This window comes from Pantoea sp. S61 (assembly GCF_016625145.1).
Taxonomy (GTDB): Bacteria; Pseudomonadota; Gammaproteobacteria; order Enterobacterales; family Enterobacteriaceae; genus Pantoea; species Pantoea rwandensis_B.
In genome coordinates, this window is sequence record NZ_JACVUO010000005.1 from 141,723 (window position 1) to 155,422 (window position 13,700).

General features: G+C 55.4%; 12 protein-coding genes. 8 read left to right on the top strand and 4 right to left on the bottom strand.

The genetic code is table 11. The annotated features are described in order from the left end of the window. The first annotated feature begins 1 nt into the window (after position 1). Together metC and IAE30_RS12570 are read left to right on the top strand one after the other, a co-directional pair. Positions 2 to 1,192 carry a cystathionine beta-lyase gene (metC, locus tag IAE30_RS12565; protein WP_045831814.1) on the top strand — a complete coding sequence of 397 codons (1,191 nt, stop codon included), beginning with the start codon at positions 2 to 4 and terminating at the stop codon, positions 1,190 to 1,192. Positions 1,193 to 1,297: 105 nt separating this feature from the next. Beyond that, positions 1,298 to 1,960, top strand: a complete 663-nt coding sequence (locus IAE30_RS12570) for a DedA family protein (protein WP_038644709.1) — start codon at positions 1,298 to 1,300, stop codon at positions 1,958 to 1,960. 152 nt (positions 1,961 to 2,112) lie between these two features. Here the strand turns inward: IAE30_RS12570 and IAE30_RS12575 are convergent, their stop codons facing one another. Beyond that, positions 2,113 to 3,021 carry an AraC family transcriptional regulator gene (locus IAE30_RS12575; RefSeq protein ID WP_038644707.1) on the bottom strand — a complete coding sequence of 303 codons (909 nt, stop codon included), beginning with the start codon at positions 3,019 to 3,021 and terminating at the stop codon, positions 2,113 to 2,115. Between the two features lie 205 nt (positions 3,022 to 3,226). Between IAE30_RS12575 and dkgA the strand changes: the two genes are divergently transcribed. Beyond that, complete coding sequence (dkgA, locus tag IAE30_RS12580) at positions 3,227 to 4,054, top strand: 2,5-didehydrogluconate reductase DkgA (protein WP_038644705.1); 828 nt, start codon at positions 3,227 to 3,229, stop codon at positions 4,052 to 4,054. Between the two features lie 156 nt (positions 4,055 to 4,210). On the opposite strand, the gene ftsP is transcribed toward dkgA, so the two are convergent. The 3 genes from ftsP to parC all read right to left on the bottom strand — a co-directional run bounded on the left by ftsP (position 4,211) and on the right by parC (position 8,797). After that, a complete protein-coding gene (ftsP, locus tag IAE30_RS12585) occupies positions 4,211 to 5,638 on the bottom strand; it encodes a cell division protein FtsP (RefSeq protein ID WP_038644703.1) in 1,428 nt (475 codons plus the stop codon). 109 nt (positions 5,639 to 5,747) lie between these two features. Further along, positions 5,748 to 6,485 carry a 1-acylglycerol-3-phosphate O-acyltransferase gene (locus tag IAE30_RS12590; RefSeq protein WP_038644701.1) on the bottom strand — a complete coding sequence of 246 codons (738 nt, stop codon included), beginning with the start codon at positions 6,483 to 6,485 and terminating at the stop codon, positions 5,748 to 5,750. 38 nt (positions 6,486 to 6,523) lie between these two features. Next, complete coding sequence (parC, locus tag IAE30_RS12595; RefSeq protein WP_038644699.1) at positions 6,524 to 8,797, bottom strand: DNA topoisomerase IV subunit A; 2,274 nt, start codon at positions 8,795 to 8,797, stop codon at positions 6,524 to 6,526. A gap of 411 nt (positions 8,798 to 9,208) precedes the next feature. Between parC and IAE30_RS12600 the strand changes: the two genes are divergently transcribed. The 5 genes from IAE30_RS12600 to IAE30_RS12620 are packed head-to-tail and all read left to right on the top strand — an operon-like array spanning position 9,209 to position 13,563. Further along, entirely contained in the window at positions 9,209 to 10,771 is a 1,563-nt protein-coding gene (locus IAE30_RS12600; protein WP_200679861.1) for a transcription antiterminator, read from the top strand. 18 nt (positions 10,772 to 10,789) lie between these two features. After that, complete coding sequence (locus tag IAE30_RS12605; RefSeq protein ID WP_200536669.1) at positions 10,790 to 11,260, top strand: PTS sugar transporter subunit IIA; 471 nt, start codon at positions 10,790 to 10,792, stop codon at positions 11,258 to 11,260. A gap of 24 nt (positions 11,261 to 11,284) precedes the next feature. After that, positions 11,285 to 11,599: a PTS fructose transporter subunit IIB gene (locus tag IAE30_RS12610; RefSeq protein WP_034828411.1), complete on the top strand. Its 315-nt coding sequence runs from the start codon at positions 11,285 to 11,287 to the stop codon at positions 11,597 to 11,599. Positions 11,600 to 11,610: 11 nt separating this feature from the next. After that, entirely contained in the window at positions 11,611 to 12,702 is a 1,092-nt protein-coding gene (locus IAE30_RS12615; RefSeq protein ID WP_034828408.1) for a PTS fructose transporter subunit IIC, read from the top strand. 9 nt (positions 12,703 to 12,711) lie between these two features. Continuing rightward, on the top strand, positions 12,712 to 13,563 hold the full coding sequence (locus IAE30_RS12620) for a class II fructose-bisphosphate aldolase (RefSeq protein WP_038644695.1): 852 nt from the start codon (positions 12,712 to 12,714) through the stop codon (positions 13,561 to 13,563). Positions 13,564 to 13,700: the final 137 nt, after the last annotated feature.

Sequence of the window (13,700 nt, forward strand, 5' to 3'; positions counted from 1 at the left end):
GATGGCAACGAATAAAATTGATACCACGCTGGTTAGCGCGGGACGAAGCAAACGTTACACTCAGGGCTCAGTTAACAGCGTCATTCAACGCGCATCTTCACTGGTTTTTGACACGGTTGCTGACAAAAAACGGGCGACCGCGGGTCGTGCATCGGGCGAGCTTTTTTATGGCCGCCGTGGCACCCTCACCCACTTCTCGCTGCAAGACGCCATGACCGAACTGGAAGGCGGCGCGGGTTGCGCGCTTTACCCGTGCGGTGCGGCTGCAGTATCCAATGCGATCATCTCCTTTGTCGAAGCGGGCGATCACATTCTGGTGAGCGGCGCGGTCTATGAGCCAACGCAGGATTTCTGCACCAAAATTCTCAGTAAGCTGAATGTCTCCACCACCTTCTTTGATCACTGCATTGGCAGTGAGATCGGTGAACTGATTCAGCCAAATACTCGCGTGGTGTTTCTCGAATCTCCCGCGTCCATCACCATGGAAGTGCAGGATATTCCTGCCATCGTGGCAGCCGTGCGCGCCAAAGCACCAGATGCGATCATCATGATCGATAATACCTGGGCGGCGGGCGTGTTGTTTAACGCGCTGGAGCATGGCATCGATATTTCGATTCAGGCAGGCACCAAATACATTATTGGCCACAGCGATGCGATGATTGGCACCGCCGTCGCCAATGAACGTTGCTGGCCGCAGCTGCGAGAGAATTCGTACCTGATGGGCCAGATGGTGGATGCCGATACGGCGTACATGGCCAGCCGCGGCTTGCGCACACTCGGTACGCGTTTGCGCCAGCATGAAGAGAGCGGTTTGCAGGTCGCGGAATGGCTGGCAGCACAACCGGAAGTGGCGCGCGTCAACCATCCGGCGCTGGCACAGAGTAAAGGCCATGAATTCTGGCAGCGTGATTTCAACGGCAGCAGTGGACTGTTTTCCTTCATCCTGCATGAAAAATTGAGCCGTGAGCAGCTGGCTAATTATCTCGATCACTTCCACCATTTCAGCATGGCTTATTCATGGGGTGGCTATGAATCCCTGATTCTGGCCAACCAGCCGGAAGAGCTGGCGGAGATTCGCCCGGCAGGCGGCGTCGATTTCGACGGTACGCTGGTGCGTTTGCACATTGGTCTTGAACACGTTGATGACCTGCTGAACGACCTGAAAGCGGGCTTTGCGCGCTTAAAACAGTAAATATTTAAACAAAACCTAAACCATTTCGTGCCGCATCGGTGAGATCAACGTCTGCGATGCCACAGATGGTTAAAATAGAATCCTTGTGACTCGATGGGATAGCAGATGGGTGTTTTACATGAGATTGTCCACGCGCTCTGGCATCAGGATTTTGCCGCGCTGGCCAATCCGGATGTCGTGTGGATTGTCTACGGCGTGATGTTTTTAACGCTGTTTTTGGAAAACGGTTTGTTACCTGCCTCTTTTCTGCCGGGTGACAGCCTGTTGCTGCTCGCAGGTGCCATGATTGCCAAAGGCGTGATGGATTTCGTGCCCACGATGGTGATTCTGACCACTGCCGCCAGCCTGGGCTGCTGGTTGAGTTATTTACAGGGGCGATGGCTGGGCAATACGCGGATGGTGAAAAGCTGGTTGATGCATTTACCGGCGCAATATCATCAGCGCGCCTGGAATCTGTTTAACCGCCACGGTTTGATGGCGCTGCTGGTCGGTCGTTTTCTGGCGTTTGTTCGCACATTGCTGCCGACCATGGCAGGCATTTCGGGTTTACAGAATGGGCGCTTCCAGCTGTTTAACTGGCTGAGCGGCGCGCTGTGGGTCGGGATTGTGGTCGCCATGGGCTATGGCATCAGTCAGGTGCCGTTTATCAAGCGTCACGAAGATCAGGTGATGGCAGTGCTGATGGTGCTGCCGATGGTGTTGCTGTTTGTCGGTCTGACCGGCAGCATCGTGGTGATCTGGAAAAAACGCCGCCAGAAAACGAGCTAATTCGGTTCGGGTTGCCATTAATGGCAACCCTTCAATGGTTCAGTGCCGTTTCGTCGCGCGCGCATTGATGCACATTTGGCCGTTCAGATGGCGTCAAACAGCAACCCATAGCGCAGTGCCATTTCTTTCAATGCACATTGATCTGTATTTGTTCAGGCAGCGTCAAACGGCAACGTTTGGCGCACGCGGCTGGCTTCCTCTCCCGGCGTCACGCCGAAATAGCGCTTAAACTCCCGCGAGAATTGCGAAGGGCTTTCATAGCCCACGCGCACCGCTGCCGCACTGGCTTTCATCCCATCCTGCAACATCATCAATCGTGCCTGATGCAGACGATAGCGCTTCAGATATTGCAGCGGCGAGGTCTGGGTGACGGCTTTGAAGTTGTGATGGAACGCCGAAACGCTCATGTTCACTTCAGCAGCCAGCATATCGACGCTGAGACTTTCGGCGAAATGGCTTTCGATGCGGCGTAAGGCGCGCGCAATCTGACTGAACTGGGTCTGACGATTCACCAGCGACAGCAGCGCACCGCCAATCGGGCCGGTGAGCACATAGTAGATAATTTCCCGCACCAGCTGTGGTCCCAGCACGCGCGCATCACGCGGATGGCTCATCGCATCCAGCAAACGCTCGGCAGCGCACAGCATCTCTTCACTCATAAACGCCGAATGGATACCGGAAGTATGCAACTGCGGCTGAAATTGTTCGTCGTCGCCGATATCCATCAATAGATCCTGTAAGCTGGCGATATCCACGCTCAGGCACATGCCGGCCAGCGGCTCTTCCGGGGTGGCTTCGGTTTCGCATTCCACCGGCAGCGGTACGGTCAGCATCAAATACTTCGTGGCGTCGTAATGAAACACCGTGCTGCCGAGATAACCGGTTTTACGCCCCTGAAAAAGAATCACAATGCCGGGTTGATACATCATCGGTGTGCGTGGAAGTGTTTCGCAGGCGTAGATGAGCTTGACGTTTTCCACGGCGCATAGCGGCTTACGCGCATCATTCATTAGCGCGGTCACGCGCTGCGCCAGCTGGCGGCAAAGGGCATCGTTCGGCATGGATCACTCTCAGGCAGCAAAAAAATCAGTGTGCCGCAATGCTGCTCAAAGCTCCACCCTTCAGCAGAATCAGGCAAGATTCTGGCAGAAATGACCAGGGTAAAAGGGCGAGGTGATTGCCACAATGATCCTGCGGTTGAGTTTGTTGACTAGACTTAACCTCAGCGCTTTTACGGTAAGTCACTGCGACAGATAAGGAGCAACTATGGCAGAGCAACCCATTATCAAACTGCACGACGGCAATATGATGCCGCAACTCGGACTCGGTGTCTGGCAAGCGAGTATCGAGGATGCCCGGGCGGCGATTGTCGAGGCTTTAAAAGTAGGCTATCGCTCGATTGATACCGCCGCCATCTACAAAAATGAGGAAGCCGTCGGTCAGGCACTGCAGGACACCGATGTCGCACGCGAAGACATTTTCATTACCACCAAACTGTGGAATGACGATCAGCAGAACGGCCAGCAGGCGATTGAAACCAGCCTGAAGAAGCTGCAACTGGAGAGTGTCGATCTCTATCTGATGCACTGGCCGTGCCCGGAAAAAGATCACTACGTTGAAGCCTGGAAAAAGATGATTGAGCTGCAGCAGCAGGGCTTAACCAAAAGCATTGGCGTCTGTAACTTCCATGAAGCCCATCTTAAACGCCTGATCGATGAAACAGGCGTCTCGCCGGTGGTGAATCAGATTGAGCTGCATCCCATGCTGCAACAGCGCACGCTGCATGCCTGGAACGCACTGCATCAGATTCAGACCGAATCCTGGAGCCCGCTGGCGCAAGGCGGTAAAGGGGTATTCGATCAGGAGATCATTCGCGAGTTGGCGAAGAAATACAGTAAGACGCCAGCGCAGATTGTGATTCGCTGGCATCTGGATAGCGGATTAGTGGTGATTCCAAAATCGGTGACGCCGGAACGTATTCGTGAAAACTTCCAGGTGTTCGACTTCAGACTGGAAAAACCCGAGATCAGCGAGATGACTAAGCTGGATAAAGGAAATCGTTTGGGGCCGGATCCGGAGAGCTTTAACGGGTAAGTCGGCACAGTTTAAACGCCAGGCGGATACGGCTAGCGCGTGCTCGCCTGCATTGGCTTAACAACAGTCGTGCGGTCATGTGCGGATCGCTATGCATCGTGACCCTGTCAATTTGGCGATCTCTTGTAAGGTGCGCATCGCTGCGCACCTTTTTTCTTAAGGGACGGGATTGACCTGTAGCTGCCCCGCCGTGCCGCGATCGGCTAACTCCAGCGTCTGGCTGTAGTAGACAAACGGGAAGTGATCCGACGAACTCTGTGGGAAGCTCACCAATAATTCGACATCACCATCCACCCACACCGTATCTTTCCAGCCGCGATCCTCGCCCATCGGCTGTGCGCCATTGACGCTCTTGATCAGGAACATCACGCCCTGAATATGCAGCGACTGTGGACGATCGGCGTGAATAATCCAGCGTTCAAAGGTGCCCTGCTGCACCGTGGTGTCGATGCGGCTCATGTCCCAGAGTGCGCCATTGATGCCCGGCACACTGTCGCCAATGCGGAATTCGCGCGTGCGCACCGCCACACCATCCAGAATCTGATCCGCTAATAAGCGCATCGGCAGATTGTCGGTAACCAGCGGCAGTAAGCCGGTCGGGCGCAGGCTCAGAACCAGCGTGTTGGCGAGAATGGAGGAAGGTTCAAACAGACCCCGCAGGCGATCCATCAGGCCCGCCGCAGTCCCTGCCGTAATCGAGACTTCATCGCCCTGCGACATATCCACCAGCACTTCACGGCGTTCACCGGGTGCCAGCGACAGCGTTTGCACCGCAACGGGCGCAGGCAGGAAGCCTTGATCGCTGGCAATCACGGTAAACGGACGATTATCCGAGAAGCTCAAATCAAAGCGACGCGCGTTCGAAGCATTCAACAGGCGCAGACGCACCCAACCACGCGACACCTCGACATACGGATTCTGCACGCCGTTGACCAGCAACGTATCCCCGAGGAAACCGCCGTCTGAGGGTGGGTTATAAACCGGCGTGGCAAAGTTATCGAGACGCTTGTCCTGGATAATCAGCGGGAAGTCATCAACGCCATAGTGCTTAGGTAACGGCAGCGCTTTGCTGACGTCATCTTCAATCAGCCACATGCCCGCCAGGCCGTTGTAGACGTGTGGCGCCATACGATTTGGCGTATTGGCGTGATACCACAAGGTCGATGCACCCTGACGAACCGGCAATACCGGCGCCCAGTCAACGCCAGCTGACATCATGCGCGGCGCACCGCCCATTAAGGCGCCCGGCACCTGCAATCCGCTGACCGTCATCGCCACCGGTTCGTTGAGACGGTTGCTGTAAATCAGCTTCACATCATCGCCGCTGTAGACGCGCACCGTGGGGCCGAGGTACATGCCATTAATGCCCCAGACCGGCACTTTATTGCTATTACCGCTAAATGACCAATGGCTGCGTTGCAGCGTCAGAAAGAGCGGCTGGCCACGGCGAGATTCAAGCAGTGGCGGAACAGGAAGCGGCACATCGCCCATCGGGGCCGCAGCGTAGGCGGCATAAGGCATACTACTGGTCGCCAGCGCAACACCGGCGGAAAGCTGAATAAACTGACGTCTGCTGCAAGACATAAAACTTCAGACCTTTTGAGCGGGGCGTGAAGACGCCGTGTCCATGTTGTTCTTGTTAGTGAGTTTTTGCTGTGATGAGCACGGGGCAGCGTTTCTGCCCCGTGGATGGCTAGAGTTTACCGTTTTTTTCGCGTTCGGCGACTTCGGCGTTCAATTCTTCCAGCTTAGCAGACATTAATTCGCGGCAGTGGGTGGCTAATTTGCGCACCGAGGTGGTTTCAAACTGCTTGGTATCCACTGGCGGCAGCATTTCAACAATCACCAGGCCGTTGTTCCAGCGATTAAGTTTCACTTTGCCGTGGGTATTCGACACCACCACAGGGATTATCGGCACACCTGCTGCCACCGCAGCGTGAAACGCACCGGTTTTAAACGGCAGTAAACCACGGCCACGGCTGCGGGTGCCTTCCGGAAACATCCAGAATGAAATCTTCTTTTTATTAAACTGCTCGACCAGTTCACCGATGGTGCCATGCGCTTTGGCGCGGTTATCACGGTCAATCAGCAAATTACCGGTCAGCCAGTAGAGTTGACCAAAGAACGGGATCCACAGCAGGCTCTTTTTGCCGACGGTGACCGTGGTCGGCTGCACGATCTTCGCCGCCGTGATCATGTCGTAATTGTTCTGATGGTTGGCAATGTAAATCGCATTGCCATAGTTCTCCGCGTCAACGGGTTTGCGCAGTTCGACTTTGACGCCAAACACCGTCGACAGGCGACCAAACATATGGCCGAACGTCGCCACATGGCGGGGATTACGCGGTGAGAACAAACACCAGATACTGCCGAAGATGCACACCAAAATCGAATAAACGATAACAATAATCGTGCGTATAATTAGTAACATAGCTTCCTCAAGTTGGGCAATCCATTGCCTGGTCAGTCTTATTCTTCGCTACTGGCGTCACTTTTCGGGCGCGCTGGCGCATTCACTTCTACGCTATCAATGCGCTGCAGGCCACGCGACACGCTGCCACGACGACCGCGATCGGCACGCACTTTTTGCAGATCCTCATCACGCATGATCAGCTTACGTTTGCCGACATACAGGGTGATCGAACTGCCCGGCGGCAGAATCAGCAACCACTGCAGCTTATCCACGCCCGCAGCGGCATCCGCTGATGGAATAGAGATGATTTTATTACCTTTGCCTTTCGACATCTGTGGCAGATCGCCCACCGGGAACATCAACATACGTCCGGCCTGGGTAATCGCCAGCAGCATATCATCGCCCGAATGCACCGCCATTGGCGTCATCACTTTGGCATTGTCTGGCAACGTTAGCAGCGCTTTACCGGCGCGGTTGCGCGAAATCAAATCGGCAAAGGTACAGATAAAGCCGTAACCCGCATCGGAGGCCATCAACAGTTTCTGGTCGTCCGCTTCCATCAGCACCTGTTCAAACGCGGCACCTGGCGGTGGCGTCAGTTTGCCGGTTAGCGGCTCGCCCTGCCCGCGCGCCGACGGCAACGAGGTCGGATCCAGCGTATAGCTACGGCCGGTGGAGTCGATAAAGGCCACGGGCTGGTTGCTCTTACCGCGGGCGGCGGCGAGGTAACTGTCACCGGCTTTGTAACTGAGACCGGTTGGATCGATATCGTGGCCTTTGGCGCTGCGCACCCAGCCCATCTGCGACAGCACAATCGTTACCGGCTCGGCACTCACCAGCTCAGTTTCGCTCAGCGCTTTAGCTTCTTCACGCTCATGCAGCGGCGAACGACGATCGTCACCGTAGGTCTGGCTGTCTGCCAGCAATTCTTTCTTCAGCAGGTTACTCATCTTGCGTTCGGACGCCAGAATCGCCTGCAGCTGATCGCGCTCTTTCTCCAGCTCCGCCTGCTCACCGCGAATCTTCATCTCTTCCAGTTTGGCGAGATGGCGCAGTTTCAGTTCCAGAATGGATTCGGCTTGCGTGTCGCTGAGTTCAAAGCGCGACATCAGTACTTGCTTAGGCTCGTCCTCGGTACGGATGATGTGAATCACTTCATCAATGTTGAGGAACGCCACCAGCAAACCTTCGAGGATATGCAGGCGGCGCAGCACGCGCTCTAAGCGATAGTTCAGGCGGCGCGTCACGGTATCGCGACGGTACACCAGCCATTCAGACAGGATCTCCAGCAGGTTTTTCACCGCCGGACGGTTATCCAGTCCGATCATATTCAGGTTAACGCGATAGCTCTTTTCCAGATCGGTGGTGGCAAACAGATGATTCATCACCTGCTCCACATCCACGCGATTGGAGCGCGGCACAATCACCAGACGCGTTGGGTTCTCATGGTTGGATTCATCACGCAGATCTTCCACCATCGGCAGCTTTTTATTGCGCATCTGGTTGGCGATCTGCTCCAGCACGCGCGCACCGGAAACCTGGTGCGGCAGTGCCGTGATCACCACATCGCCGTCTTCTTTCTTCCATACCGCGCGCTGACGGATCGAACCGCGCCCGCTTTGGTAGATCTTACGGATCTCGCTGCGCGGCGTGATGATCTCGGCTTCGGTCGGATAATCCGGGCCCTGCACAATATCCAGCAACTCATCCAGCGTGGCGTTGGGTTTGTCGATCAGCTTCACCGCCGCTTCCGCCACTTCACGCAGGTTGTGCGGAGGAATATCGGTGGCCATGCCCACGGCGATACCGGTGGTGCCGTTCAGCAGGATGTTCGGCAGACGCGCCGGCAACATCTTCGGCTCCTGCATGGTGCCGTCGAAGTTGGGGATATAATCCACCGTGCCTTGTCCCAGCTCGCCCAGCAAAATCTCGGCATATTTGGACAGGCGTGATTCGGTGTAACGCATCGCGGCGAAGGATTTGGGATCGTCCGGTGCACCCCAGTTACCCTGTCCATCCACCAGCGGATAGCGATAGGAGAACGGCTGCGCCATCAATACCATCGCTTCATAGCAGGCGCTGTCGCCGTGCGGATGGTATTTACCTAATACGTCACCCACGGTACGGGCAGATTTTTTGAATTTGGCGCTGGCGTTGAGGCCCAGTTCCGACATCGCGTAAACAATACGACGCTGCACCGGTTTCAGACCATCGCCGATATACGGCAGTGCGCGGTCCATGATCACGTACATGGAGTAGTTCAGGTACGCGTTTTCCGTAAATTTGTGCAGGGCAAGACGCTCTGCACCATCCTGCGTCAATTCGCTCATTAAGCTCGCATCCTCACTTCGTGGCCCGCAACGGCGGGGCATCCGGCGCTCATTTGGCGAGGATAGTACCTTATTCGTGCGAGTTAGTCACAGGGAAGCCAATGACCGCAGGCAGAATCGTAGGGCATTAAATAACGTGATGTCGGTTGGAAAATGAAAAAGGAATGAGAGCAATATCACAATTAATATCCCAATTAATATGTGAGCAGGATCGCAATTAATTATTAACGATTTCAGGTGTATTAAAGCTGTCCGTAATCATGGACAACATTTAGTATTGTTGCTTACACCGTCCTTTCCTAAATTTATACTCCATAAGACATCAATATTGCGCTCCTGATTTCTGGCATGAAGAAATAGATAACGAGGAAATAATCTTAAAAACGCTTTGCCAAAATAAAGGGTGACCGAATGCAAATACTGACTTCGCGACAACACCGTTTAGTCAAACTACTGTTGCAACATGCTGCACCGCAGCCGATCAGAGAATTAGCCCTACAGTTGGGCGTGTCAGAAAAGACGATTCAGCGCGACCTGCAGTGGCTGGAAAGCTGGCTCGGAAGCTGGTCACTGACGCTGGAGAAAACCCCAGGGCGCGGCGTGCGTTTGCGGGTTGATGATATCCAGCAGCGCCTGCAACTGGAGCAGCAACTCAACGGCGATGAAAGCAGTGCCGATGCGCTGGGGCAAAACAGCCGCAGAGTAAAAATTGCCTCGCAGTTGCTGAGTGACGCGCCGCGTGCAACCTCGATCAGTAAGCTGTCGGAACGCTATTTTATCAGCCACGCCTCGATTGTGAATGACCTTAAGGTGATTGAAGAGTGGCTGCAGCCGCTGGGTTTGACGCTGCAACGTGGGCCAGGCGGCACCCATATCGAAGGCAACGAACAGGCGCTGCGTCAGGCAATGGTCTCCCTGATTAATGATGTGATGCAGCAAAACGTCGCTGGCACGCCGCTGTTACCGCGCCTAGATCCCGGCAGCCAGCAGGCACTGGTGCATTATTTTGGCGATGAGGATGTGGCTTTTGTGCAGACGCTGCTGCAACAGATGGAGCAGCAACTCAGTTACCCGCTAGGCGATGCCTGGTATCTGAATCTCTGCACCCATATTCTGATCATGATGCACCGCATGGCGCAGGGGAATGCGCTGGCATTGGCAACGCTGGCCACAATGCAGGATCTCGATCAGCGCACTTTACTGATTGCCCAGCAAATGGTGACGCAGATTGAACAGCGGATGTGCTGCGCCCTGCCCGCCGATGAAGTGGGGTTTATTTATCAATATATTGTGTCATCCGGCATTGTGGTGGAAGAGCGCGGCGATAATGCGCCGATGCATAATCAATTCTCCACCGCAGAGTCGGTAAAAATAACCTGTGAATTAATTGATCGTTTCGCAGCCTTTATTCAGCAAGATTTAGCGCAGGACCGATTATTATTTGACGGCTTACTGGTGCATATAAAGCCACTATTAAATCGACTCAAATATCACATTCATATTCGCAATCCGCTGCTGGAGGATATTCAGCAGGAAATGAAGGGCATATTTTCGTTAACGCAACAGGCGATGCAATTAACCGCTCGCACTTATGGGCTTTCGCCAGTGGCTGACGACGAAATCGGTTATCTCTGCGTGCATTTCCAGGCTGCGCTGGAGCGGCAAATTGCCCATAAACGCATTCTGGTGGTGTGTTCCAGCGGCGTGGGGACGTCGCATCTGCTGAAGAGTCGCATCTTGCGGGCGTTCCCTGACTGGGAAATTGCGGGTGTGGTCTCCGCCAGCAATCACGCCGCGTTTTGTCAGAACCAGACGGTGGATTTAGTGATCACCACTATCCATCTCAACGCCGGTCCTATTCCGGCAGTGTATGTGAGTGCATTTTTTAACGATGACGATATCCGGCGGGTGACTGACGCCATGATTGGCAGCCAGCTGCCGGACGGCGCGCACTGCGCGTTGGCTGAACATTAATTGAATGAGGTAAAACCCATGGACATTTCCCGCATTCTGACGCCACGCCGCGTTAACCTGGCGCTCACCGCCACCACTAAAGAAGAAGTGATCAACGAACTGACCGATCTGCTGTATCAGGACGGCGCCATCACCGATCGCGCAGCCTTTATTGAAGATGTCTGGCTGCGTGAAGCTGAAGGCTCAACCGGGTTCGAAAACCACGTTGCCATTCCGCATGGCAAGTCTTCCGCCGTCCAACACACCACATTAGCCATTGGTCGTACCCAACAGGATATCCCCTGGGAGACGCTCGATGGCAGCCAGGTGCGCTGCATCATCCTGTTCGCGGTGCGACTGGAAGATCAGAACACCACCCATATTCGCCTGTTGTCGCAGGTGGCCAGCGCGCTGGCCGATGATGAGGTGATTGCCCAACTGCTGGTGGAAAAAGACCCCAGCAATATCATCCGGCTGTTTAGCCAGTACGCCGAAACCGACCTCTGTTAATCCCCTAACTCTTTGAGGTGACACATGAATATCGTCTGTGTAGCGGCCTGCACGGCAGGCATCGCGCATACCTATATTGCGCGTGAAAAACTGATCAAAGGCGCTCATGCACTGGGCCACACCATCCACGTTGAAACCCAGGGCACCATTGGCACTGAAACCGCGCTGACGCGTGAAGACATCGCCGCCGCTGACGTAGTGATCCTCGCCATTGATGTGAAGATCAACGGCGAAGAACGTTTCCAGGGCAAACCCATTGTGCGAGTGAAAACCGAAGTGGTGATCAAGTCACCGGTGAAATTCCTCGAAAAAGTGGCGGATTCACTGGCGCGTGCCTGAGGAGATCCATCATGAACGACAACAAACGTCAGTACGGACAAGAGATCAAAGGCCATCTGCTCACCGGGATCTCCTGGATGATCCCGCTGATCGTCGCCGCCGGGATCTGTATCGCACTCGGCCAGGTGATTGGCGGGCCGGATGTCGGCAAGCAAACCGGCACTATCGCCTGGATGCTGAATCAGATCGGCGGCTGGGGCATGGGCTTGATCGTGCCGCTGATCAGCGCGGCGATTGCCTACTCGATCGCCGATCGTCCCGGCTTTGCGCCAGGTTTGATCGTCGGCTTTATCTGCGGGCAGATCGGCACCGGTTTTATCGGCGGTATGCTCGGCGGCTTTCTGGTGGGTTACACGGTATTGCTGTTGCGCCGCACCATTAAGCTGCCGCAATCGATGCAGGGGTTGATGCCAATTATGGTGCTGCCGGTGCTGAGTACCATCATCGCCGGGCTATTGATGATGACCTTTATTGGCCAGCCGATTGTCTGGCTGCAAAAGGCGCTGATTCATCTGCTGGAATCGATGCAGGGCGGATCGAAGTTTGTGCTGGGTGCGGTGCTGGGCGCGATGGCGACCTTTGACTTCGGCGGCCCCATCAACAAGACCATGTCGCTGTTCGCCGACGGCATGCTGGTCGACGGAATTTATGGCCCGGAAGCAGTGAAGTTTGTCGGCTCAATGATTCCACCGTTTGGCATCACGCTGTCGTATCTGCTGACGCGCCATAAGTACACCAAAGCGGAGAAAGAGGCGCTGAAAGCCGCCTTCCCGATGGGTATCTGCATGATTACCGAAGGGGTGATTCCGATTGCGGCGCGTGATCTGCTGCGTGTGGTCGGCAGCTGCGTGGTGGCCTCTGCCATCGCCGGTGGGCTGATTATGGTGTGGGGCGTGGAAGCACCGGTGCCGCACGGCGGGATGTTTGTAGTGCCGCTGTTCACCAAACCGCTGATGTTCTGTCTGGCGCTGGGAATCGGCACCGTGGTGTGCGGCGTGATGCTGTCGCTGATGAAAAAACCGGTAACGCAGGCAGATGAAGAGTTCGATGACGTGGAAGCCCCTGGCGTCCGCGACGAAGAGATCAAATTCACACTGGAATAAGGAGCCACCATGTTTGCCATGATGAATGACCTGATTCAGGCCGCCGCTAAGCAGCAGTATGCCGTGCTGGCGATCAACTGCTTCAACCTTGAAACCGCGCGGGCGGCGATTCAGGCCGCCGAGCAACAGCGCGCACCGCTGATATTAAATGTCTATCAGGGCCACAGCACGCACTTCCCACCTGCCGTCGCGGTGCCGCTGGTGCAGACACTGGCGAATGCCGCCACGGTACCCGTTGCGCTGGCGCTGGACCACGGCAAGGCCTTTCCGCTGATTGGCCAGGCATTTCGCGCCGGCTTTACCGGCCTGATGATCGATGCCTCTGCCGATCCGCTGGCCGAAAATATCCACCAGACCGCAGCGGTAGTGAAGATGGCGCACACCGCTGGCGTTTGCGTCGAAGGTGAGTTGGGGCATATCGCCGATGCACCCACCTATGAGCTGGCGGATGCGTCGGTGAAAATGACGCAGGTTGCTGACGTGCTGCCGTTTATTGAGCAAACCGATATCGATTTGCTGGCGATTTCGGTGGGCACTGCGCACGGGCTCTACCCGGCTGGCGTGAAGCCGAAGATCGACTTCCAGCGTTTGCAGGAGCTGCATGCGGTCTCAACACGCCCATTGGCACTGCATGGCGGTTCGGGCACACCCGCCGAGGATATTCGCCGCGTCAGTCAGCATGGTGTGGCGAAGATTAACGTCGGCGCCGCAGTGTTTGATGCCGGTAAAAATGCGGTTGAGCAGGCGCTGAAACAGCATCCGCACGCGGAACTGGCCGATCTGCTCGGGCTGATGGAATCCGCCTGCCGTGAAGTGGTGATTGAGTATCTGAGCTGGTCGGGATCGGCTGGCAAAGCGTAGGGCGCGGACGCCATAAATGGCACCCCTACGGGGCCCCGTAGGGTACGCGTGGAAAAGAACACTCGTGATTTGACGCATTAACACGCACCTGAAAAGCCGCTTCGATCATCGCGATGTAAAGCAGCGGCAAGATACAG

What these genes read in the sequence shown, in the direction of transcription:
- metC (WP_045831814.1), top strand. Translation starts at nt 2, where the DNA reads ATGGCAACGAATAAAATTGATACCACGCTGGTTAGCGCGGGACGAAGC.
- IAE30_RS12570 (WP_038644709.1), top strand. Translation starts at nt 1,298, where the DNA reads ATGGGTGTTTTACATGAGATTGTCCACGCGCTCTGGCATCAGGATTTT.
- IAE30_RS12575 (WP_038644707.1), bottom strand. Translation starts at nt 3,021, where the DNA reads ATGCCGAACGATGCCCTTTGCCGCCAGCTGGCGCAGCGCGTGACCGCG.
- dkgA (WP_038644705.1), top strand. Translation starts at nt 3,227, where the DNA reads ATGGCAGAGCAACCCATTATCAAACTGCACGACGGCAATATGATGCCG.
- ftsP (WP_038644703.1), bottom strand. Translation starts at nt 5,638, where the DNA reads ATGTCTTGCAGCAGACGTCAGTTTATTCAGCTTTCCGCCGGTGTTGCG.
- IAE30_RS12590 (WP_038644701.1), bottom strand. Translation starts at nt 6,485, where the DNA reads ATGTTACTAATTATACGCACGATTATTGTTATCGTTTATTCGATTTTG.
- parC (WP_038644699.1), bottom strand. Translation starts at nt 8,797, where the DNA reads ATGAGCGAATTGACGCAGGATGGTGCAGAGCGTCTTGCCCTGCACAAA.
- IAE30_RS12600 (WP_200679861.1), top strand. Translation starts at nt 9,209, where the DNA reads ATGCAAATACTGACTTCGCGACAACACCGTTTAGTCAAACTACTGTTG.
- IAE30_RS12605 (WP_200536669.1), top strand. Translation starts at nt 10,790, where the DNA reads ATGGACATTTCCCGCATTCTGACGCCACGCCGCGTTAACCTGGCGCTC.
- IAE30_RS12610 (WP_034828411.1), top strand. Translation starts at nt 11,285, where the DNA reads ATGAATATCGTCTGTGTAGCGGCCTGCACGGCAGGCATCGCGCATACC.
- IAE30_RS12615 (WP_034828408.1), top strand. Translation starts at nt 11,611, where the DNA reads ATGAACGACAACAAACGTCAGTACGGACAAGAGATCAAAGGCCATCTG.
- IAE30_RS12620 (WP_038644695.1), top strand. Translation starts at nt 12,712, where the DNA reads ATGTTTGCCATGATGAATGACCTGATTCAGGCCGCCGCTAAGCAGCAG.